Source organism: Sphingomonas sp. IC-56 (assembly GCF_021043375.1).
Classification (GTDB): Bacteria; Pseudomonadota; Alphaproteobacteria; order Sphingomonadales; family Sphingomonadaceae; genus Sphingomonas.
The window spans coordinates 227,978-248,125 of sequence record NZ_JAJNDV010000001.1; the positions used below are offsets into that span (position 1 = coordinate 227,978).

Genomic DNA, 20,148 nt, shown 5'->3' on the forward strand with positions numbered 1-20,148 from the left:
TCTCCCGCTCCAGTACCGATGCGTCGACGAAGCGTGTGCAGGGAATGGGATGGAAGAACAGGCGACGCTCCCTTGGCGACCCTATGCCGAGTTGAGCGACTCCGAGCGTGTCGCGCAGGCAGTGCGTTTCAGCGATTCGATGCGCACTCGGCATAGCTGCCGCGCTTTCGCCAGCACCCCCGTTCCCCGCGAGATTATCGAGGCGGCACTACGGGCCGCGGGCTCGGCACCCAATGGCGCGAACCGGCAACCCTGGCATTTCGTTGTCGTGTCCTCGCCCGAGGCCAAGAGCACCATCAGGGTTTCCGCCGAGGAAGAGGAGCGGCGCTTTTACGAAGGGCGCGCGGGGCGACAATGGCTCGACGCGCTGTGGCCGCTCGGCACCGGGCCGGACAAGCCATATCTGGAAACTGCGCCCTGGATCATCATCGCCTTCGCCCAGCGTTGGGGCGGTCGTGGCGAGGGCGATGAAGAGCAGAATTACTATGTGACCGAGAGCGTCGGTATCGCCTGTGGGCTGCTGCTGGCGACGCTCCACCAGGCCGGCATTGCCACGCTGGTGCACACCCCCAACCCGATGCGCTTCCTCAACCGGGTGTGCGGGCGGCCCGCACAGGAAAAGCCGCTGATGATGATCGTCGCTGGCCATGCCGCCGCCGATGCCGTCATTCCCAAGCGCGCGTTGGACAAGAAGTCGCTGGAGCAGATCACCAGCTGGCTGTAGCCCGGAGGGGCATGACCGCGCCGCCCCCCGCCTCTCCCGCTTCCATCCGGCTGGATTCGCTCGACATCATCCGCGGCGTGGCGGTGCTCGGCATCCTGCTGCTCAACATCGTCGGCTTCGCCATGCCGGGCGCGGCATATGAGAACCCGCGCACCTATGGCGGCTGGCATGGGGCGGACCTGCTCGCCTGGGCGGTCAACTTCGTCCTGTTCGACGGCAAGATGCGGGGCCTGTTCTCCTTTCTGTTCGGCGCCTCGATGCTGCTGGTCATCGAGCGGGCGGAAGCGGGTGGGCGCGATCCGGCGCGGGTGCATTATGCACGCATGGGGTGGCTGCTGGTGTTTGGCCTCGCGCATCTCTGGCTGGTCTGGGACGGTGACATCCTGGCGCACTATGGGCTGGTGGGGATGATCGCGTATCCACTGCGCCGCTTGCCGACCGAGCGGTTGATCGTGCTCGGCCTGCTGCTCGCCGTTGCCGCCACGGCAATGTTCGCGCTTGTGCCGCTTCAGGTGTGGACGGTGCAGCAGGCCGGTGCGGCTGCGGCGGAGGTGCAGGCGCATGCCCGCCAGCTCCAGAGCTTCAACGACACCTTCGGTACGCCATCGCCCCAGGCGATCGCCCAAGAGCTTGCGCAGTATCGCGCCGGCTATGCCGACATCCTCCGCGCGCGTTTCGCCGAGAACGCGACGATGCCGTTCGCGATGCTGTTCTTCTTTGGGCCTGAGACACTGGCGTACATGCTGCTCGGCATGGCCGCGTTTCGCAGCGGGCTGCTGACCGGCGCCTGGCCGCGGCACCGGTATCGAGTGTGGCTGGTGCGGTGCTGGAGCGTTGCCCTGCCCGCTTATGGTGCGCTTGCCGGGTGGCTGATCGTGACGGGGTTTGCGTTGCTGCCGGTGGCGGTCGCCAGCCTTGCCCTTAGCGCGCCGCTGCGGCTGCTGATGATCGTCGGCTGGATCTGCCTGCTACAACTGGCCGCACGATCGGGCGGTAGATTGACGGTGCGACTGGCAGCGGCAGGGCGGATGGCGTTCACCAACTATCTGCTCACCAGCCTGATCTGCACGACGATCTTCTATGGCTATGGCCTGGGCTGGTTCGGGCAGCTTTCGCGCTGGCAGCTCTACCCGATTGTGGTGGGGGTGTGGGCAGTCATCCTGCTCTGGTCAAAGCCGTGCCTCGACCATTTCCGATTCGGCCCGTTCGAATGGCTGTGGCGTAGCCTTGTCGGCCGCAACCTTCAGCCGATGCGACGAACCGCCTCCGTATAACTGCGAGTGCTTCGCATTAGGCTTGCGAATCAGTCGCAGTAGGCCTAGAGCACGCTCAACAAGAGTGAGGCTTTCGATGGTCGTTTGCGTTTGCAATGCTATCCGGGAACATGATGTGCGTCAGGCCGCGCGTGGCGGCGTGACGAGTGCCTGCCAGGCCTATAAATCGCTCGGCCTGGGCTCCAAATGCGGCCAGTGCGTCCCCTTTGCCCGCGAGATCATCCGCGAAGAACGCGCGGCTGCGTAGCGTTCGCAACTGCGAAAATCGCAGATTTCTGCGGTTCTCGCACACCTAATTTGCCTGTAAAGCCTTAGGTGGTTTCCAGCAAAAGGCAGTGCGATGAAGGGTGACGCGAAGGTCGTCGAATATCTTAACGAGGTGCTCAAGAACGAGCTCACGGCGATCAACCAATATTGGCTGCACTATCGCCTGCTCGACAATTGGGGCGTCAAGAAGCTCGCCGAGCTGGAGCGCCACGAATCCATCGACGAGATGAAGCACGCCGACTGGCTGGCGGAGCGCATTCTGTTCCTGGATGGCCTGCCCAACTTCCAGATGCTCGGCCGCCTGCGCATCGGTGAGACGGTGGAAGAGATCCTGCGCGCGGATCTCGCCGTTGAAGTGGAAGCGGTGGCGGTGCTGCGCGACGCCATCCAGCACAGCGAAAACGTTCGCGACTATGTCAGCCGCGACCTGTTCCGCCGCATCCTCGATAGCGAGGAAGAGCATATCGACACGCTGGAGCGCCAGTTCGACATGATCGCCCGCATGGGTATCGAAAACTATATCCAGCTCAACAGCCGCGCTGAAGAGCCGCATAGCTGATCCACGCGATTACCCCGGCGACCGCCGGAATAATCCTTCGCGGCGGCAAGGCTGGACAACCCGTCCCCTGCCGCCGCTATACCTCCCGGAAAAGAACGGGAGAGGACCATGCCAAGCCGCAGATTCAGACGCTGGGTGATGCCGGCGATCGCCATGGCGGCCAGCGCCCTTGCGCCGGCCATGGCGCAGGTCGCGCCCGGGGGGCCGGCGACTCCCTATGTCGATCCGGCCAAGGCCTATCTCTTCGCCCACATGACCAAGGAGCGCTACGGCGTCCTGTATTACTCGGTCAGCCTGGACGGGCTGCATTGGACCCGCATCAATGGCGGTAAGCCGGTGTCGCAGGATTATCACGGCCATGCCTCGATCGCGCAGGGCGGCGATGGCCGCTATTATCTAGTCGGCAACAAGAGCGACGAAGACCCGTTGATCCGCTTCTGGGTCTCGGACGACCTGATCCGTTGGACGCCGTTCGGCACCTACCAACCTGACTTGAGCAACATCCCCGGCCACCCGCACACACTGGCGCGGATCGGCGCGCCCAAGCTCTATTTCGATAAGCCTTCAGGGCAGTTCCTGCTCAGCTGGCACACGCCCAACGAGGACGGCAATCGCGAGGATCCGGAGCGTTATTGGGCCAGCCAGCGCACGCTGTACGTCCTGTCCAAGGACCTGAAGACCTTTGCCGCCAAGCCGCGGCGACTGTTCAGCTGGGACATGGCGACCATCGACACCGTCATCCAGCCCGATCCCCGCGGCGGCTATTGTGCGGTCATCAAGGACGAACGCTATCCGTCGTACGAGTGGACGACGGGCAAGACGATCCGGATCAGCTGTGCATCACGATTGCTCGGCCCGTATCCCCTGCCCGGCGCGCCGCTGAGCCCCAACTTCCGGGAAGCGCCGACACTGATCCGCGCGCCCAACGCGCAGGACTGGCTGCTCTATTACGAGCAATATGCCGGCACGAGCTACGGACTGTCGATGGCGCCGACGCTGCAGGGGCCCTGGTATCAGGTGTCGGGCAATAGCGGCGTTGCCGAATGGAACCGCTATGAGGTGCCGGCGGGCACGCGGCATGGCTCGATGCTGGAGATCAGCCGCAAGGAATATGACGCGCTTCGCGCCGCCTTCCCCAACGGCTGACGTGGTTCAGCCCGCCAGCGGCCGGCGCCCGAAGCCTGCCGCCGGGCGGCGCACCGCCAGCGGATTGGCGTCGCGCTCCAGCAGCGCCAGTGTCGCCTCAAACAAGGGACGCAGCCGCACCACATGCTCCAGCGCCTCGGTGGGCGTCTCGTGCAGCTCGACACAGTCGCGCGCGATCGTCTCGATCGTCTCGGCCAAGTCGCCCAGCGGATCGGCGCCGAACTGGCGCGCCTCGCCCTTGAGGGTATGCGCCGGGATCACCAGCGCCGCCGCATTCTGCGCACGCATCGCTTCTTCGATCTGCGAAACCGATTTTACGCCATCCTCGCGAAAATAGCCGAGGATGCGCACGAAATTGACGCCGAGTTCCGCGCGTGCCTGCGCGAACGCGCCCCAGTTCACCAGCGGATCGTTGCCCATGCCACTCACTACCCCGTCGTCCCCCTCGCGATGGGAACCTATTTAGGGGAAGCCGGTAAACAGGCGGTTGATGCCGTTCAGATTCACTCCTTGCCGCGGTCGCGCGCGCGGTCCTGATCGAACGGGTTCTTGGGGGCGCGCAGCGTGAGCCGCACGGGTACGGCGCCGAAATCGAATTCCTTGCGCAGGCCGTTGATCAGGTAGCGCTGATAGCTGGTCGGCAACAGGTCGACGCGGGTGCCGAACAGCACGAAGCTGGGGGGCCGGGTCTTGTTCTGCGTGACGTAGCGCGGCTTGATCCGCTTGCCGCCGGGCGCGGGTGGCGGATTGGCTTCGATCGCGCGCTCGAACCAGCGGTTGAGCTGGCCCGTGGACACGCGCCGCGACCAGGCGTCCCGCGTTTCGAACGCGACCTTCATCATCGTATCGAGCCCCTTACCCGTCACTGCCGACACGGTGAGCAGCGGCACGCCCTTTACCTGCGCGAGGCCCTCGTCCAGCGCGCCCTTGACCCCGTTGAACAGGCTGGAGGCGTTCTCCGCCACGTCCCATTTGTTGAGCACGATGATCAGCGCGCGGCCTTCCTGGAGCACGCGGTCGGCGATCTTGAGGTCCTGGACCTCCAGCCCGCGCGTCGCATCGAGCAGCAGCACCACCACTTCGGCAAAGTCGATCGCGCGCAGCGTGTCCATGACCGAGAGCTTTTCCAGCTTCTCCTCGACGCGTGCTTTTTTGCGCATGCCGGCGGTGTCGATCAGCCGCACCGGGCGCTGACGCTCTTCGAAGTCGGTCCATTCCCAATCAACCGCAATGGAGTCGCGGGTGATTCCCGCCTCCGGACCGGTGATGAGCCGGTCCTGCCCCAGCAGGCGGTTGATCAGGGTGGACTTACCCGCATTCGGCCGGCCGACGATCGCCAGCTTCAGGATCGCGTCGGGAGAGTCCGAATCCTCCTCGGGCTCTTCCGCTTCCTCGCGCTCCAGATACGGACGCAGCGCCTCGAACAAGTCGACTACGCCTTCCCCATGTTCGGCGGAAAACGGGATCGGATCGCCCAACCCAAGCGCCATGGCCTCATACACGCCGGCATCGCCTGCACGGCCCTCGGCCTTGTTCGCCATCACGACGATCGGGCGGTCGGTGCTGCGCAGCCAGCGGGCAATCTCTTCGTCCAGCGGCGTGACGCCGGCACGGGAGTCGATGACGAACAGCGCGACATCGGCGTCCTGCACCGCAGCCTCGGTCTGGGCGCGCATGCGGCCGGGCAGCGTCGCGACATCCTCATCCTCATAGCCCGCGGTGTCGATCACGCGGAAATCCATCCCGAGCAGAGTCGCGTCGCCCTCGCGCCGGTCACGGGTCACGCCGGGCTGGTCGTCGACCAGCGCCAGCCGCTTGCCGACCAGGCGGTTGAACAGCGTCGACTTGCCGACATTGGGACGCCCGATGATGGCGACAGTGGGAAGAGACATGAAATCAACTCGCTGCCCTCCTGCGTACAGGAAAGGGCTTGGGGGTGGGTGTGCGCGTCTGCGCGCCTGATAGACTGAAGCAGCGGATCAATAAAGTAGCGGGCAGAGCGCCCGGCTCCACCCGCTACTGCAACCCACATCCTGATCCTCCCCTAAACGCGGGGAGGCGTAGCTCAACGGTACGCGGAGAGCGTGCCTTTGCCGTCCAGCACGTACAGCGTATTGTTCGCCACGACCGGAGTCAGCGTCACCGGCGCCTTCACGTCCATGGTCGACAGCACACTGCCGTCCTTGGGCGAGGCGAAGACCAGCTTGCCGTCCGAATTGCCGAGCACCAGCTTGCCGCCGGCCAGAACCGGACCAACCCAGGTGATCAGGCCCTTGGACTTCTTGGCGTTGCGGTACTGGCCCATGTCGGCGATCCACCGGATCTTGCCGCTGCCGCGCGACAGGCAGATCAGCCGGGCGCTGTCGGTCACCACGAACACCCACTCGCCTGCGACCCAGGGGGTCGAGATGCCGGCGATGTTCTGTTCCCACATGCGGTTGCCGCTGGCGAGATCGATCGAGATCATGCGACCGCCCTGCCCCACGGCATAAACGCGGCCCTGGTCGATCACCGGTGCGGCGTCGATGTCGGACAGCGTCGAGACCGAGGTCGAGATGCTGGTGCGCGAGAGCACTTCGGCCCAGAGCGAGCGGCCATTCTCATAGCGATAGGCGTTAAGCTCGCCCGAGGAGAAGCCCGCGACCACGGTGCCCTGCGCCGACGCCGGGGCGGCCACGCCGAACACGCCCTGCGATTCGATGCTGGCCGAACCGGTCCAGGATACGTCGCCGGCTTCCTGCGTCAGGGCGAACAGCTGGTTGTCCTGCGTCACGACATACACGTTGCCGCTCGCCAGCGTCGGTGCACCGCGCAGCGGGCCGCCGGGACGCTTGCGCCAGATCTCCTTGCCGTCCGCGGTGTTCAGCGCCACCACGTCGCCGAGACCGTTGGTGGCGAACACGCGCTCGCCCTCCACGCTCACGCCGCCGCCAAAGCGTGCCGGCTTGTTGCTGTCGTCGCTGGAGGTTGCGGCGCGCCAGCGCTCCGTACCGGTATCGGAGGCCATGGCATGCACGACGCCGTCGGTATCCATCACGAACAGCGTGTTGCCCGCGACTACCGGCGATGCGGCCAGCCGCTCGCGGTTGCTGGGCTTGGCAACGTTCTTGCTCCAGGCGCGCGACAGGCTTTCGCCCACGGCCAGATGGCCCATCGCCTTGGCGGCGTTGCCACCGGGCTGCGTCCAAGCGTCATTCGCCGCGGCTTCGGGCAACAGCACGTCGACACCCGCCAGCGATGCGTCCGCCGTGATGTCGTTTTCCGCCATCAGGATCGGCACGCGCTCACCGAGCACGGGAGTCTTCTTGGACGAACCCTTCAGGACGCCGCAGCCGCTGACCAGCGCAAGCGCCGCGAGGGCGGTGCCCACCCTCAACTTGGTATTCATTGAGTCTTGGTTTCCTTCGACTGATCGATGGCGTCTACGCCCAGTACACCGGCCAGCTGAACCGCGCGTTGACGAAGCGAGTCCGGCACCTTGTCACCCGCTTGGGCGATCTGGCCATACAGCTTGCCGGCCTCGGCGCGCTTGCCCGCCTTGAGATAGGCCGTCGCGACCATCTCGCCCGCGGTGCCGAGCCAGGGCGAGTTGGGATCGGTCAGCGGCTTGAGGCGCTGGATCACCACTTCCGGCTTCAGCGTGTCGAACTCGACGCTGGTCTGGCGGATCAGCGCCAGGTCACGGAACGGCTTGGGATAATCGTCTTCGCCCGCCACTTGCGCGAACTTGGCCGCCGCACCCTTGGCGTCGTTCTTCTGGAGCAGCAGGCTGCCCTGCGCGATCACGGCCATCGCCGCATAGCCACTGTCATTGTCCGCAGCGATCTTGCTCAGCTCAGGCAGCGCCTTGTCGGCGGCGCCGCTTTCGGCCAGCCGAAGCGCGGCATCATATTGCTCGCCCTGCGTGCCGGCGACGTTCTGCTTGTGATGCTGCCAGTACAGGAAGCCTGCCAGCGCCACCAAAGCGAGGACGACCGCCCCAATGATCAGCTTGCCATAACGGCGAAAGATCTGCGCGGCCTGTTCGCGGCGATATTCCTCGTCGACCTCACGCAGAAAGGTCTGGTCAGTCGTGCCGGTCGGGGGAAGCGCCAAGATCAAACTCCATGGGTGTCGTGCGGCGAAACTCTAGTGCTGCTCGCCTAGTCCTTCAATCGCGCGCCGCATAGACCTGATCGGGTCCCGGAAAGGTCCGGGACCGCACATCGGCGGCATAGGTCTCAACCGCGGCGGAAATGCGGCCAGCCAGATCGTCGAACTTCTTCACAAAGCGCGGGGTGCGCTCGAACAGGCCCAGCATGTCCTCACTCACCAGTACCTGTCCGTCGCACTGTGCCGACGCGCCGATCCCGATCACCGGCACCGGCACGGCAGCGGTCAGCTCGACCGCCAGCCCTTCCACCACGCCCTCTGCGACGATCACGAAGGCGCCCGCCTCGGCGATCGCGCGGGTGTCGTCGATGATCTGGGCATGCTCGGCATTGCTGCGTCCGCGCGCGCCATAGCCACCCAGCGCGTTCACCGCCTGCGGGGTGAGGCCAACATGCCCCATGACCGGGATGCCCCGGCGGGTGAGAAACTCGACCACCGGCGCCATCGCCACGCCGCCTTCCAGCTTGACGCCTGCCGCACCGGTTTCCGCGAGCACGCGCGCGGCGGTTTCGAAGGCGCGTTCGGGGCTCGCCTCATAGCTTCCAAACGGCAGATCGACGATCACCACCGCGTGATGGCTCCCGCGCACGACCGCGGCGCCATGGGCGATCATCATGTCCAGCGTGACCGGCAGCGTCGAAGGCAGGCCATAGATCACCTGCGCCAGGCTGTCACCGACCAGCAGCAGGTCGCAATGCGGGTCCATCAGCTGCGCCATGCGGGTGGTATAGGCAGTCAGCATCACGATCGGCTCGCCTCCCTTGCGCTTGCGGATGGCGGGCACGGTGAGGCGCTTCATCGGCACGGGCGTGGGGGTGGCGCGGCTGGTCGCGGTATCGATCGTGTAGGTGGACATGGAGCCCGTTCTAGCGCCGTTCCCCGCCGCCAGCCAGCCCACCGCTCACAGCAGTGCCGACGCGAACTTGTCGGGCGCGAATCCCACCAGCAACCCGCCGGGATGCTCCACTACCGGCCGCTTGATCATCGAGGGATTGGCCAGCATCAGCGCCGCCGCCTTGTCTGCATCGATCCCCTGCTTGTCGGCGTCGGGCAGCTTGCGGAAGGTGGTGCCCGCGCGGTTGAGCAGCGGCTCCCACCCGACCAGTTCCTGCCACCGCGCGATCCGCCCCGCATCGATCCCGGCCTTTTTGTAGTCGTGAAAGGCATAAACGACGCCATGCTCGTCCAGCCAGGCGCGTGCCTTCTTCATCGTGTCGCAGGCCGGGATGCCATACACGGTAACCGTCATTCCACGCCTCGTTTGGCTGTTGTTCGAGGGGCGAATAGCGGCTGCGGGCGCGAAAAGCACTCCTGAGCCCGGCTCAAGGCTGGGATGACGAAGAAGTCAGAAAGCGCCCGAGCGTTACGACCTTCTGCCGCTCAAGCCCCAGTGCGGCATAGAAGCCCAGAGCCGCTTCATTGTCCTCGCGCACCATCAGCTGGATCTTGGGACAGCCCCGCGCCTTCAGCCATTCCTCCGCCGCTGCCATCAGCGCGCGGCCCAGTCCGCCACGCCGCTGCCCCAGGTCGACCGCGAGGTAATAGATCCAGCCGCGATGCCCGTCGAAGCCGACCATCACGCTCCCCGCGACACCTGCCTCGCCGCGCACCACAAGCACGGTCGATCCCGCGCCACTCAGTGCTAGTGTGAAATCGGCTGCGGGATCGTTCCATGGCCGCGTGAGGCCGCAGCGTTCCCACAGCGCGATCACCTCGCTGGCATCGTCCTGTGCCGCTTCCTCGATCAGCGGAAGATGCACGCCGTGCCGGCCCAAAGCTGCATCACGCGCCCTGTACTACCGGGCGCACTGAGCAGGCCCGACAATGCGCCCGAGCGGAACTCATGCCCTAAGCTGCTATTCTCCACTTCGATTGCGATCGAGCGCTCCATCTCAGCTCGCGTGGTGCCGATCCCGATTCCGCTCATCGTCGTGAAGCGGCCCGGCTTGGTATCGTCGACGTCCCAGCCGACGAACCGCGCGCCTTCAAAGAACAAGGTCAACCCATCGGCCAAATCGACGACGTCGAGCGGTCCGGACGGACAGTCGGGATTGAGCGACTCGTTCTCGGGCTTGCCGAGCACCGCCTGGGCTGCACGCATTACGTCATCCTGGGCGACGCCGAAGCTGACCGGGCTTGTCGAACCGCTGGCGGACACCAGCATCAGACCATCGGGCGACAGGCTGATGGCGGGCCCGGCCGCCGCTTCGGCCTGGTTGCCTGCGGCGCCCTCGCCGGCATTACCCTGCGGCACGATGATGGTGGACCCGTCGAACGTTGCCGTCTGCGCCTGCTCAGCCTGGTTGGCTCCCTCCGGCGCGCTGCATGCGGCCAGCATCCCCAACAGGGCGGCGGTTGCGATCCGTTTCATGTCTTTGTCCTCCCCTTGCGGCGAGTGTCGCACCACAGGCGCAGCCAGACAACCGCCGCGGCCAGGCGCCGAAGCCGCGATCCCGCACCGCAGGATCGCGCGTCTTCGTCACTCCCACTCGATCGTGCCGGGCGGCTTTGAAGTATAGTCGTACGTCACGCGGTTGATGCCGCGGACCTCGTTGATGATTCGGGTCGCCACCCGCGGCAGGAAGTCGCCGGGGAACTGGAACGCCACCGCCGTCATCCCGTCGGTGGAGGTCACCGCACGCAGCGCCAGCACATTGTCATAGGTGCGGCCATCGCCCATCACCCCAACGCTGCGCACCGGCAGCAGCACCGCAAAGGCCTGCCAGATCGCATCGTACAGCCCGGCGTTGCGGATCTCCTCGAGATAGATCGCATCGGCCTTGCGCAGGATGTCGCAGCGATCCTTGGTGACTTCGCCCGGAATGCGGATCGCCAGACCCGGCCCCGGGAACGGATGCCGCCCCACAAAGATGTCTGGCAGCCCCAGCTCGCGGCCGAGTTCGCGGACCTCGTCCTTGAACAGCTCGCGCAACGGCTCGACCAGCTTCATGTTCATGCGCTCAGGGAGACCGCCGACATTGTGGTGGCTCTTGATCGTCACCGACGGCCCGCCGGTGAAGCTCACGCTCTCGATCACATCGGGATACAGCGTGCCCTGGGCTAGGAAGTCGGCGCCGCCGATCTTCTTGGCTTCGTCCTCGAACACTTCGATGAAGGTCTTGCCGATGAACTTGCGCTTGGCTTCCGGGTCGGTGAGCCCGGCGAGGCCGTTCAGGAACAAAGTCTCGGCGTTCACATGGACGAGCGGGATGTTGTAATGGCCGCGGAACAGGCTGACGACCTGTTCGGCCTCGCCCGAGCGCATCAGGCCATGGTCGACGAATACGCAGGTCAGCTGCTCGCCGATCGCCTCATGGATCAGCACCGCCGCAACCGCGGAGTCGACGCCGCCCGACAGGCCGCAAATCACGCGGCCCGTGCCCACTTGGGCGCGGATCTCGGCGATCTTGGCGGCACGGAACTCGGCCATGGTCCACTCGCCGTGCAGCCCGCAGACATGGCGCACGAAGTTCGCGAGCAGCCGCGCGCCGTCGGGCGTGTGCACCACTTCGGGGTGGAACTGCATCGCGTAGTATCGCTTGGCATCGTTGGCGATCACCGCATGCGGTGCGCCCGGGCTTACCGCCACCGCGCGGAAACCGTCGGCCAGGCGCGTGACCTTGTCGCCGTGGCTCATCCACACCTGGTGCTTCTCGCCGACCTGCCACAGCCCGTCGAACAGCGCGCAGTTGTCGACCACGTCGACAAAGGCCTGGCCGAACTCGCCCGAATCTCCCAGCACGACTTCGCCGCCCAGCTGGTGAGTCATAGTCTGCTGGCCATAGCAGATGCCCAGGATCGGCAGCCCGGAGTCGAAAATCTCCTGCGGCACCCGCGGGCTGCCATCGGTCAGCACCGATGCCGGCGATCCGGAGAGGATAATCCCCTGCGGCTTCATGCGCGCAAAGGCCTCCGCCGCGGTGGTGAAGGGAGCAATCTCGGAATACACCCCCGCCTCACGCACGCGCCGCGCGATCAGCTGGGTAACCTGGCTACCGAAATCAACGATGAGGATGGATTCGCTGTGCTCGACCGTCATGGCGGGGCGATACGGAGCGAGGCCGTTTCTGTAAAGCCGAGCCCGCCTGCACTCAGTTTGACCACTGACGATTACAAGTGTAATCGTTGCTGAGCTCAAATTCATTGAGAAGAAGCGTATGCATTTCGTGCTGATTGCGATGCTCACCCTGGTGCCGGCGGCGCCGTTGCAGGCCAAGGCTGCTGCGCAGGATCTGACGGCAGCGCAAACGCGTGAGATCGAGGACATCGCCAAACATGAGATGCACCGCCGCGGCATTCCGGGGATGCAGCTTGCGGTGGTCCGCGGCAGCCGGATCGCGCTCAGCCGTGCCTGGGGCATCGCAGACAAGGAAAGCGGAACGCCGGCCACCCCTGCAACCGTTTTCACGCTGAACTCTGCGACGAAAGCGTTCACTGGGGTCGCGATCATGCAGCTGGTTGAGGCCGGCGAGCTAAGCCTCGACGATCCGATCAGCCGCCATGTCAGTGCGTTGCCCGACAGTTGGCGGGCAATCACCCTGCGTCAGTTGCTGACCCATGTGTCCGGCCTTCCCGACATTCTCGTGCTGCCCGCAAATGGCCAGGGCACCGGGACATTGCTGGGCGGCGGTGGCGAGGACTCGGCGTGGAACGCAGTGCGCCAGCTCCCGCTGGAGGCTCCCGTAGGCACCCGGTATCGTTACAATCAGACCAATTACGTTCTGCTCGGCAAAGCCATCGAGCATGTGACGGGCAAGCCCTTCCAGATGGTCATGGCGGAACGCGAGTTCGCGCCGGCGGGCGCTAAAAGCCTGGTATTTGGCGACGCGCGAGACGTCGTGCCCAATCGCACGCGCACGTACCGCTATTCGGGGGGCGTTCTGGGCGTGACGGCACGCAACCGCCCGCTGGAACACGCAATCGACGAGTTCAGCCCATTTCTTCGAACGGCAGGCGGGCTCAACGGCAGCGCTGAGGATGTCGCACGCTGGATCATCGCCCTGCAGAGCGGGCGATTGATGAACCGCACCACGCTCGGGGAGATGTGGACGCCTGGGCGGTTCGCTGACGGAAAGCCGACCTCCTGGGGAATGGGCTGGCCTCTTCGTGTGCGGCCGTCGCACACCGTTGCCACGGCGATTGGAGGACGGCGCAGCGCGGTCTTCGTCTACCCGCAGGACGATCTGGCGATTGTCGTCCTCACCAATCTTGCCGGCGGCAGGCCCGAGGATTTCATCGAGGAGCTGGCCGGCGCAATCTACCCCGAACTGAAGCTGGCAAATGGCGGCGGCCTGTCGACTGCTGCGCTGGCGCTGCATCGCGCCTTGTCCGCCAGCGGCTTCGAGCGCCCGGACGCTGCGCTCGCAGCCGTGCGTCGCGAGCAGCCGGCCTTCTCGGTGCCCGAAAGCGAGTTGAACGAATGGGGTGGACGTCTCCTCGACGCTGACCGCCAGCGCGAGGGCCGCGCCGTGCTCACCCTCGCAACGCGACTATACCCAGCGAGCGCGAACGCCTGGGACAGCCTGGGCGAGGCTGAGGAAGCGTCGGGCCACGTTGATCAAGCGATCCTCGCCTATCGCCGATCGGTCTCTATTGATCCGAAGAACACGCACGCCATCGAGCGCATCGATTCTCTCTCAACCAACGCGAATGATTCCAAGCATCCGCAGTCGTTCTGAAAGGTCGATGAAAAATCCTGTGAAGCTCAGCCAGCGCCAAAGCCGCCGTCCGCTCAAGGAAGCGCACGGCGGTTTGAGCTGATCACCGCGCCTTCACGTCCATCCCAGTCCACTTGGCCGCAAAGGCGTAGAGGTCCGACGTTTCCTCGATGATCTTGTCGGTCGGCTTGCCCGAGCCATGGCCCGCGCGCGTTTCGATGCGGGCGAGGTGCGGCTTGTCGCCGATGTCGGCCGCCTGCAACGCCGCGGTGTATTTAAAGCTGTGGCCCGGTACGACGCGATCGTCGGTGTCGGCGGTGGTCACCAGGATCGCCGGATAGTCGCGGCCGCCCTTGATGTTGTGATAGGGCGAATAGGCATAGAGCCGCTTGAAGTCGGCTTCCTTGGACGGATAGCCATAATCGTCGACCCAGTAGCGCCCGGCCGTGAACCGGTCGAAGCGCAGCATGTCCATCACGCCCACCGCCGGCAGCGCCGCCGCGAACAGGTCGGGACGCTGGTTGACCACCGCACCCATCAGCAGGCCTCCGTTAGAGCCGCCCTGTATCGCCAGCTGGCTCTTGCCGGTAATGCCTTCCTTGATCAGATACTCGCCCGCGCCGATAAAGTCGTCGAACACGTTCTGCTTGTTAGCCAGCCGGCCGCCATCGTGCCACGCCTTGCCATACTCGCCGCCGCCGCGGATGTTGGCGAGGACGAACACGCCGCCCTGCTCCATCCACGCCACCCGCGCTGCCGAGAAGCTGGGCGTATAGGGCACGTTGAACCCGCCATAGCCCCACAGCAATGTCGGCGCCGGTCCGGTGGTGGTCGCCTTGCGCACCACGAACATCGGCACCTTGGTGCCGTCCTTCGACGCGAAGAAGCGCTGCTCGACCTTGTACTGGCTGGGATCGAACGCGACCTTGGGCTGGGCCCAGGGCGTCGCCGTGCCGGTCTTCACGTCATAGCGGAAGATGGTGGTCGGATAGTTGAAGCTGGTGAAGGCGAAGAAGGTCTCCGGATCGTCCATCTCGCCGCCAAAGCCGCTGGCGGTGCCGATCCCGGGCAGCGCTACCTTGCCGTCTGCCTTACCGTCCAGCGTGTAGCGGCGGATCTCGCTCTTAGCATCGACCATGTAATCGAGCACCAGCCGGTCGCCGACGATCGACGCCCCGGCAAGCGTTTCCTTCTGCTCGGGGACGATCTCCTTGGGGGTGAGCCCGGCATCGTTCAGGTCGATGCTGACGATCCGGTCGCGGGGCGCCCCTGCGTTGGTGGAGAAGAAGAAGCGGGTGCCGGTGTTGCCGATCACGCTCCAGTCGTTCTCGAGCTTGCCGATGATCGTGCGCGGCTTGGCGCCTGCATCCTTCAGGTCGAGGATGTGGACCATGTTGCGGTTGTCGGTGCCCTCGGTCGTGCTGATGACCAGATAGCGCCCGTCGTCGGTGATCCCGGCATAATGGCCCAGCTTGGGGTTCTCCGGCGTCGCATAGACCAGCCGGTCGGCGGACTGCGGCGTGCCCAGCTTGTGGAAGAACACCTTGTGGTTCTCGCTGGTCGCCTGGAACTTCTCGGCGGCCGGCGGCTCGGGATAGCGCGAATAGAAAAAGCCGCTGCCATCCTTGGCCCAGCTCAGCCCCATCGTGTACTTGGCCCAGCTGACCTCGTCGCCGGTATCCTTGCCGGTCGCGGTGTCGAGCACCTTGATCGTGCGCCAGTCGGTGCCGCCGTCCTGAATCGAATAGGCGAGCAGCTTGCCATCCTCGGACGGCAGCCATTCGGCCAGCGCCGTTGCGCCGTCCTTCGACCAGCCGTTGGGATCGATCAGCACGCGGCCCTGCCCGTTCAATTGATCCCGCACCCAGAGCACGGCCTGGTTCTGCAGCCCCGAATTATGGCTGTAGAAATACTTGCCGCCTTTCTTGGTCGGCAGGCCGAAGCGCTCGTAATTGAACAGCGTCTTGATACGGTCGGCGAACACCTGCCGGCCCGGCAGCGTCGCGAGATAGGCGTTGGTCACCTGGTTCTGCGCCGCGACCCAGTCTGCCACCTCCTTGTCGTTGCGGACGTCGTTCTCCAGCCAGCGGTACGGGTCGGCGACCTTCACGCCGAACTGTTCCTCGACAACATCAACTCGGCGGGTCTGGGGATAAGCGGGCTTGGTCATCGTCGGGCGGGGCTCCGGTGCGGTCTGGGCAGTGACAGGAGAAGCGAAAAGAAGCGGCAGGGTGAGCAGGGAGCGGCGCATCAACGGCCTTTCGTCGGAAGGTGCATGAGGTAAGCCGAAAGGCTATCCGCCAAGTGCCGACCTTGTCACCGTTTTTCGTGTGTCCGAAAGTTGCCGGCCCGCTTAGTTCGCCTTCAGATAGGCAATCACATCGGCGCGATCGAGCGGATCGCTGATCCCAGCAAACATCATGCTCGTCCCCGGCGCGAAGCGCTGCGGAGAGGCGAGCCACGCGTCCAGCCCCTCGGCCGACCACGTCCCCTGCTTCGCCTGCAAAGCAGCGCTGTACCCAAAGCGCGCCGGCCCCTGCGCAATCCCGCGGCCGACCACGCCGTGCAGGTTCGGCCCGTTGAGGTTCTGCCCGCCAGCACGCACCGTGTGGCAAGCCGCGCATTGGCCGAACAGCTTCCGCCCCCGTCCCGCGTCGCTTACCCGCAGATAATCGGCGAGCTTCGCATTCGCGCCCACTGCCGCGCGCCGCTCCGCCGCGCCATCATCCCCGCACCCGGCCAGCAGCAAGGCCACCGCACCTATCGACGCTCGCATCATCCCATCCCCAGCAACGAAAAGGGGCGGCCGCACCGCAGTGCCGCCGCCCCCAAATCTCTCAACGTCCTGAATGGATCAGGCGGCGTCGGCGAAATCGTCATCGTTATAGATCGGGCCCGAATCCTGGCCCTTGGCCGAAACGTCACGGTCGACGAACTCGATGATCGCCATCGGCGAAGCATCCGACTTACGGATGCCGGCCTTGATGATGCGGGTATAGCCGCCGTTGCGGTCGGCGTAGCGCGTCGCCAGCGTGTCGAACAGCTTCACCAGCTGCGCGTCGTCGAGCAGGCGAGCGTGCGCCAGACGACGGTTGGACAGGCCACCCTTCTTCGCCAGCGTGATCAGCTTCTCCACATAGGGGCGAAGCTCCTTCGCCTTGGCGACGGTGGTGGTGATCTGCTCGTGCTTGATGAGCGCTGCGGACATGTTGCGGAACAGGGCCTGGCGGTGTGCCGAGGTGCGCTGAAGCTTACGGCCGCCATAACGGTGACGCATGATCGTTTCCTTCGTTCGTTAAGGGGCCGTGTCACGGAACCCCAGACCAGGCGATGTTAAGGGCCACCGCCAACAACCCACGCGCAAACGCGAAGCGGCGCCAAGAGCCGATCTACCCCGCAGAGTCAAGCATTTCCCGTCTGCCCCGCTTGCGGAACGCCGCCACCTTCGCGCGATTGCCGCACCCGCCCATCGAGCACCAGCGCCGATCACCCTTGCGCGACGCATCAAGGAACAAGGTCCCGCACCCCTCTCCCTCGCATGCGCGCACCCGTGCCGCAGGCTTGCGGCCGAACAGCAGCACTGCTTCGCGCGCCAGTACGGAGAGGTGCGATGCCGCACTCCCGGCGCGAACCACGTGCCCATCCGCGGACAGGACCGGCACCGCCGCCTCCGCAGCCGCCACCGTGTTGACCGCAGCGACCGCCCATTTGGCGCTCCCGCCGCTTGCCAGCGCAAAGAACGCCTCGCGCAGCCGCCGGGCTGCATCCAGATCCGCTTGTGCCGGCTTGTCCACTGCCGACGCAACGCCGCTGCTGATCAACCAGCGCCGCAGATCCTCCGGTGTCGCGAGCAGATCCAACGCGCGGCCACTTGCCCGACCTGTTAACGTCGCGGTAAGATCCAACACTGGGTGCCCGCCGCGGAAGCGGAACCCATCCCGGTCAGCGCGCGACTTTGGGTTAGTCATACGCGTTACTGTAACGGCTTCAGGTTCGGGATAAAACCCTGTTAAGTAGTTACGGTAACCACGAGTGCAGTTACGCGTAACGGCTATAAGCCCGCAAGATCCTCAGAAGGGTGAGGACTCTAGGGGAGGCATTCTCTACGAGCTGTTCCCCGGCGAAGGCCGGGACCAGTTGCCAAGGTGTGTCGATGGCGCGGGAGACTCCTCCCGCCGGCTCGCAACTGGGCCCCGGCCTTCGCTGGGGAACTGGTAGCTAACGGCACACTCCTCGCCAACCGCCCACCGCAAACCACAACAAAAAGGGCCGCCCCTCGCGGGACGACCCTTTTGCAGTCTCAACAACCAGATCCTGGGGCTTAGCCCATGATCTCCTGCTCGAGCTTCTTGGCCATCTCTTCGATGTTCTCCGGCGGCCAGCCCGGGATTTCCATGCCCAGACGCAGACCCATCGACGACAGCACTTCCTTGATTTCGTTCAAGGACTTGCGGCCGAAGTTCGGGGTGCGGAGCATCTCGGCTTCGGTCTTCTGGACCAGATCGCCGATATAGATGATGTTGTCGTTTTTCAGGCAGTTCGCTGAACGCACCGACAGTTCCAACTCGTCGACCTTCTTGAGGAGGTAACGGTTGATCTGCGCGGTGTCGCCACCCGATTCCGGCGCGGCGGACGGAACGCCACCGACCTGAACCGGCGCCTGGCGGGTGACCGCCGAGTCGTCGAAGTGCACGAACAGCGCCAGCTGGTCCTGAAGGATGCGCGCGGCATAAGCCACGGCGTCCTCAGGGGTGATGGTGCCGTCGGTCTCGATCGACAGCGTCAGCTTGTCGTAGTCCAGCTCCTGCCCGACACGGGTGTTCTCCACCTTGTACGACACCTGGCGAACCGGGCTGTACAGCGCGTCGACCGGGATCAGGCCGATCGGCGCATCCGCCGGACGGTTCGACGCGGCCGGAACATAGCCCTTACCAACGTCAGCGGTCAGCTCCATGTTGAGCGTCGCGCCATCGTCCAGGTGACAGATCACCAGTTCGGGGTTCATCACTTCGATGTCGCCGGAAACGGCGATGTCGCCTGCCTTCACTTCGGCCGGGCCGGTCGCCGAGAGCTGCAGGCGCTTGGCGCCTTCACCCTGCATGCGAATGGCGATCTGCTTCACGTTCAGGACGATGTCCGTCACATCTTCGCGCACGCCGGCGAGCGAGGAGAATTCGTGCAGCACGTTCTCGATCTTGATCGAGGTGACCGCGGCGCCCTGAAGCGACGAAAGCAGCACGCGCCGCAGAGCGTTTCCAAGCGTAAGGCCGAAGCCGCGTTCGAGCGGTTCGGCCACAAAGGTCGACTTGCGCTTGGAGTCGCCACCCGCCTTCTTTTCAAGGCCGGTTGGCTTCTTGAGTTCCTGCCAGTTCTTAGCGTTGACCGACACGGGCTTTCCTCATGTTTGGGCAGGCTGGGGCGGCCTGCCAGAAAATAACTGCCGACCGCAGACCCGCCCCCGGGCCTGCGGTTCGAGCAGGGCAGATCAGACGCGACGGCGCTTCGACGGACGAACGCCGTTGTGCGGGATCGAGGTCACGTCGCGGATGGACGTGATCTGGAAACCGACTGCCTGGAGGGCGCGCAATGCGCTCTCACGGCCCGAACCCGGGCCCTTCACTTCCACTTCCAGGGTACGCACGCCGTGCTCGGCAGCCTTGCGGCCTGCGTCCTCTGCGGCAACCTGGGCGGCATAAGGGGTCGACTTGCGCGAACCCTTGAAGCCCATCATGCCGGCCGACGACCAGGAGATCGCGTTGCCCTGTGCATCGGTGATGGTGATCATGGTGTTGTTGAAGCTGGCGTTCACATGGGCGACGCCGGCGGTGATGTTCTTACGCTCGCGACGGCGAAGGCGCTGCGGTGCTTGTGCCATTTACTTGGAAATCCTTCGAAAAGCGAAGAGCAGGCGGGCCGCGTATGAGCGGCCCAGCGGCTTACTTCTTCTTACCTGCGATCGGCTTGGCCTTGCCCTTGCGGGTGCGCGCATTGGTGTGCGTGCGCTGGCCACGAACCGGCAGACCCTTGCGGTGACGCAGGCCGCGATAGCAGGCCAGGTCCATCAGACGCTTGATGTTCATCGCGGTTTCGCGACGAAGATCGCCTTCCACCGTGTAGGTGGCGTCGATGGTTTCGCGGATCTGGAGCACTTCCTGATCGCTCAGGTCCTGCACGCGGCGCTCGGTCGCGATGCCCAGCTTCTCGGTGATTTCCTTGGCCTTGGACGGACCAATGCCGTGGATATACTGAAGCGCGATCAGAACGCGCTTGTTGGTCGGGATGTTTACACCCGCAATACGTGCCATGAAATATGTTCTCCCAGCTCCACGAGGCGCCGCATGGCAGCACACGCCCCATCTCGTAGCGTTA

The 20,148-nt window shown here is 65.0% G+C and carries 22 protein-coding genes; 6 read left to right on the forward strand and 16 right to left on the reverse strand.

The features are described from left to right. Positions 1–49 precede the first annotated feature (49 nt). From LQ953_RS01200 to LQ953_RS01220, 5 genes are all read left to right on the forward strand, one after another. Positions 50–724, forward strand: a complete 675-nt coding sequence (locus LQ953_RS01200; RefSeq protein WP_231028621.1) for a nitroreductase family protein — start codon at positions 50–52, stop codon at positions 722–724. An 11-nt stretch (positions 725–735) separates the two neighbouring features. After that, on the forward strand, positions 736–1,998 hold the full coding sequence (locus LQ953_RS01205) for a DUF418 domain-containing protein (RefSeq protein ID WP_231028622.1): 1,263 nt from the start codon (positions 736–738) through the stop codon (positions 1,996–1,998). A 76-nt stretch (positions 1,999–2,074) separates the two neighbouring features. Continuing rightward, positions 2,075–2,245, forward strand: a complete 171-nt coding sequence (locus LQ953_RS01210; protein ID WP_231028623.1) for a (2Fe-2S)-binding protein — start codon at positions 2,075–2,077, stop codon at positions 2,243–2,245. A gap of 93 nt (positions 2,246–2,338) precedes the next feature. Continuing rightward, the gene (bfr, locus tag LQ953_RS01215) at positions 2,339–2,824 is read left to right on the forward strand and encodes a bacterioferritin (protein WP_231028624.1); all 486 of its coding nucleotides are present in this window, start codon (positions 2,339–2,341) and stop codon (positions 2,822–2,824) included. 138 nt (positions 2,825–2,962) lie between these two features. Next, positions 2,963–3,970, forward strand: coding sequence for a glycosyl hydrolase family 43 (locus LQ953_RS01220; protein ID WP_330999370.1), 1,008 nt, complete (start codon positions 2,963–2,965; stop codon positions 3,968–3,970). A 6-nt stretch (positions 3,971–3,976) separates the two neighbouring features. Here the strand turns inward: LQ953_RS01220 and LQ953_RS01225 are convergent, their stop codons facing one another. The 9 genes from LQ953_RS01225 to guaA form a co-directional block, all read right to left on the reverse strand. Continuing rightward, a complete protein-coding gene (locus LQ953_RS01225) occupies positions 3,977–4,390 on the reverse strand; it encodes an Hpt domain-containing protein (protein WP_231028626.1) in 414 nt (137 codons plus the stop codon). A gap of 83 nt (positions 4,391–4,473) precedes the next feature. Beyond that, on the reverse strand, positions 4,474–5,862 hold the full coding sequence (gene der, locus LQ953_RS01230) for a ribosome biogenesis GTPase Der (protein ID WP_231028627.1): 1,389 nt from the start codon (positions 5,860–5,862) through the stop codon (positions 4,474–4,476). A gap of 173 nt (positions 5,863–6,035) precedes the next feature. Beyond that, positions 6,036–7,358, reverse strand: coding sequence for an outer membrane protein assembly factor BamB family protein (locus tag LQ953_RS01235; protein ID WP_231028628.1), 1,323 nt, complete (start codon positions 7,356–7,358; stop codon positions 6,036–6,038). After that, positions 7,355–8,065, reverse strand: a complete 711-nt coding sequence (locus tag LQ953_RS01240) for a tetratricopeptide repeat protein (protein WP_231028629.1) — start codon at positions 8,063–8,065, stop codon at positions 7,355–7,357. Before LQ953_RS01240 ends, LQ953_RS01235 begins: the two co-directional genes overlap by 4 nt. 55 nt (positions 8,066–8,120) lie before the next feature. After that, positions 8,121–8,978, reverse strand: a complete 858-nt coding sequence (gene panB, locus LQ953_RS01245; RefSeq protein ID WP_231028630.1) for a 3-methyl-2-oxobutanoate hydroxymethyltransferase — start codon at positions 8,976–8,978, stop codon at positions 8,121–8,123. Between the two features lie 45 nt (positions 8,979–9,023). After that, positions 9,024–9,371: an arsenate reductase gene (locus LQ953_RS01250; RefSeq protein WP_231028631.1), complete on the reverse strand. Its 348-nt coding sequence runs from the start codon at positions 9,369–9,371 to the stop codon at positions 9,024–9,026. Between the two features lie 73 nt (positions 9,372–9,444). Continuing rightward, a complete protein-coding gene (locus LQ953_RS01255; RefSeq protein WP_231028632.1) occupies positions 9,445–9,882 on the reverse strand; it encodes a GNAT family acetyltransferase in 438 nt (145 codons plus the stop codon). After that, positions 9,867–10,493 (reverse strand): hypothetical protein, encoded by a 627-nt coding sequence (locus LQ953_RS01260; protein WP_231028633.1) that lies wholly within the window; start codon positions 10,491–10,493, stop codon positions 9,867–9,869. The genes LQ953_RS01255 and LQ953_RS01260 overlap by 16 nt, the downstream gene beginning before the upstream one ends. A 108-nt stretch (positions 10,494–10,601) precedes the next feature. Then, positions 10,602–12,161 (reverse strand): glutamine-hydrolyzing GMP synthase, encoded by a 1,560-nt coding sequence (gene guaA, locus LQ953_RS01265; protein ID WP_231028634.1) that lies wholly within the window; start codon positions 12,159–12,161, stop codon positions 10,602–10,604. Positions 12,162–12,279: 118 nt separating this feature from the next. Between guaA and LQ953_RS01270 the strand changes: the two genes are divergently transcribed. After that, on the forward strand, positions 12,280–13,800 hold the full coding sequence (locus LQ953_RS01270; protein WP_231028635.1) for a serine hydrolase: 1,521 nt from the start codon (positions 12,280–12,282) through the stop codon (positions 13,798–13,800). Positions 13,801–13,882: 82 nt separating this feature from the next. On the opposite strand, the gene LQ953_RS01275 is transcribed toward LQ953_RS01270, so the two are convergent. From LQ953_RS01275 to rpsM, 7 genes are all read right to left on the reverse strand, one after another. Further along, positions 13,883–16,030 (reverse strand): prolyl oligopeptidase family serine peptidase, encoded by a 2,148-nt coding sequence (locus LQ953_RS01275; protein ID WP_231028636.1) that lies wholly within the window; start codon positions 16,028–16,030, stop codon positions 13,883–13,885. Between the two features lie 102 nt (positions 16,031–16,132). Continuing rightward, on the reverse strand, positions 16,133–16,555 hold the full coding sequence (locus LQ953_RS01280; RefSeq protein WP_330999365.1) for a c-type cytochrome: 423 nt from the start codon (positions 16,553–16,555) through the stop codon (positions 16,133–16,135). Positions 16,556–16,633: 78 nt separating this feature from the next. Beyond that, entirely contained in the window at positions 16,634–17,056 is a 423-nt protein-coding gene (gene rplQ / locus LQ953_RS01285) for a 50S ribosomal protein L17 (protein ID WP_231028638.1), read from the reverse strand. Between the two features lie 112 nt (positions 17,057–17,168). After that, on the reverse strand, positions 17,169–17,747 hold the full coding sequence (locus LQ953_RS01290) for a CGNR zinc finger domain-containing protein (protein ID WP_269141216.1): 579 nt from the start codon (positions 17,745–17,747) through the stop codon (positions 17,169–17,171). Positions 17,748–18,100: 353 nt separating this feature from the next. Continuing rightward, on the reverse strand, positions 18,101–19,168 hold the full coding sequence (locus tag LQ953_RS01295; RefSeq protein WP_231028640.1) for a DNA-directed RNA polymerase subunit alpha: 1,068 nt from the start codon (positions 19,166–19,168) through the stop codon (positions 18,101–18,103). Positions 19,169–19,264: 96 nt separating this feature from the next. Continuing rightward, positions 19,265–19,654: a 30S ribosomal protein S11 gene (rpsK, locus tag LQ953_RS01300; protein ID WP_066579261.1), complete on the reverse strand. Its 390-nt coding sequence runs from the start codon at positions 19,652–19,654 to the stop codon at positions 19,265–19,267. A gap of 61 nt (positions 19,655–19,715) precedes the next feature. Continuing rightward, on the reverse strand, positions 19,716–20,084 hold the full coding sequence (gene rpsM, locus LQ953_RS01305) for a 30S ribosomal protein S13 (protein WP_231028641.1): 369 nt from the start codon (positions 20,082–20,084) through the stop codon (positions 19,716–19,718). Positions 20,085–20,148 lie beyond the last annotated feature (64 nt).

What these genes read in the sequence shown, in the direction of transcription:
- LQ953_RS01220 (WP_330999370.1), top strand. Translation starts at nt 2,963, where the DNA reads ATGCCGGCGATCGCCATGGCGGCCAGCGCCCTTGCGCCGGCCATGGCG.
- bfr (WP_231028624.1), top strand. Translation starts at nt 2,339, where the DNA reads ATGAAGGGTGACGCGAAGGTCGTCGAATATCTTAACGAGGTGCTCAAG.
- guaA (WP_231028634.1), bottom strand. Translation starts at nt 12,161, where the DNA reads ATGACGGTCGAGCACAGCGAATCCATCCTCATCGTTGATTTCGGTAGC.
- panB (WP_231028630.1), bottom strand. Translation starts at nt 8,978, where the DNA reads ATGTCCACCTACACGATCGATACCGCGACCAGCCGCGCCACCCCCACG.
- LQ953_RS01275 (WP_231028636.1), bottom strand. Translation starts at nt 16,030, where the DNA reads ATGCGCCGCTCCCTGCTCACCCTGCCGCTTCTTTTCGCTTCTCCTGTC.
- rplQ (WP_231028638.1), bottom strand. Translation starts at nt 17,056, where the DNA reads ATGCGTCACCGTTATGGCGGCCGTAAGCTTCAGCGCACCTCGGCACAC.
- LQ953_RS01270 (WP_231028635.1), top strand. Translation starts at nt 12,280, where the DNA reads ATGCATTTCGTGCTGATTGCGATGCTCACCCTGGTGCCGGCGGCGCCG.
- der (WP_231028627.1), bottom strand. Translation starts at nt 5,862, where the DNA reads ATGTCTCTTCCCACTGTCGCCATCATCGGGCGTCCCAATGTCGGCAAG.
- rpsK (WP_066579261.1), bottom strand. Translation starts at nt 19,654, where the DNA reads ATGGCACAAGCACCGCAGCGCCTTCGCCGTCGCGAGCGTAAGAACATC.
- LQ953_RS01280 (WP_330999365.1), bottom strand. Translation starts at nt 16,555, where the DNA reads ATGCGAGCGTCGATAGGTGCGGTGGCCTTGCTGCTGGCCGGGTGCGGG.
- LQ953_RS01200 (WP_231028621.1), top strand. Translation starts at nt 50, where the DNA reads ATGGAAGAACAGGCGACGCTCCCTTGGCGACCCTATGCCGAGTTGAGC.
- LQ953_RS01290 (WP_269141216.1), bottom strand. Translation starts at nt 17,747, where the DNA reads ATGACTAACCCAAAGTCGCGCGCTGACCGGGATGGGTTCCGCTTCCGC.
- LQ953_RS01260 (WP_231028633.1), bottom strand. Translation starts at nt 10,493, where the DNA reads ATGAAACGGATCGCAACCGCCGCCCTGTTGGGGATGCTGGCCGCATGC.
- rpsM (WP_231028641.1), bottom strand. Translation starts at nt 20,084, where the DNA reads ATGGCACGTATTGCGGGTGTAAACATCCCGACCAACAAGCGCGTTCTG.
- LQ953_RS01205 (WP_231028622.1), top strand. Translation starts at nt 736, where the DNA reads ATGACCGCGCCGCCCCCCGCCTCTCCCGCTTCCATCCGGCTGGATTCG.
- LQ953_RS01250 (WP_231028631.1), bottom strand. Translation starts at nt 9,371, where the DNA reads ATGACGGTTACCGTGTATGGCATCCCGGCCTGCGACACGATGAAGAAG.
- LQ953_RS01225 (WP_231028626.1), bottom strand. Translation starts at nt 4,390, where the DNA reads ATGGGCAACGATCCGCTGGTGAACTGGGGCGCGTTCGCGCAGGCACGC.
- LQ953_RS01210 (WP_231028623.1), top strand. Translation starts at nt 2,075, where the DNA reads ATGGTCGTTTGCGTTTGCAATGCTATCCGGGAACATGATGTGCGTCAG.
- LQ953_RS01235 (WP_231028628.1), bottom strand. Translation starts at nt 7,358, where the DNA reads ATGAATACCAAGTTGAGGGTGGGCACCGCCCTCGCGGCGCTTGCGCTG.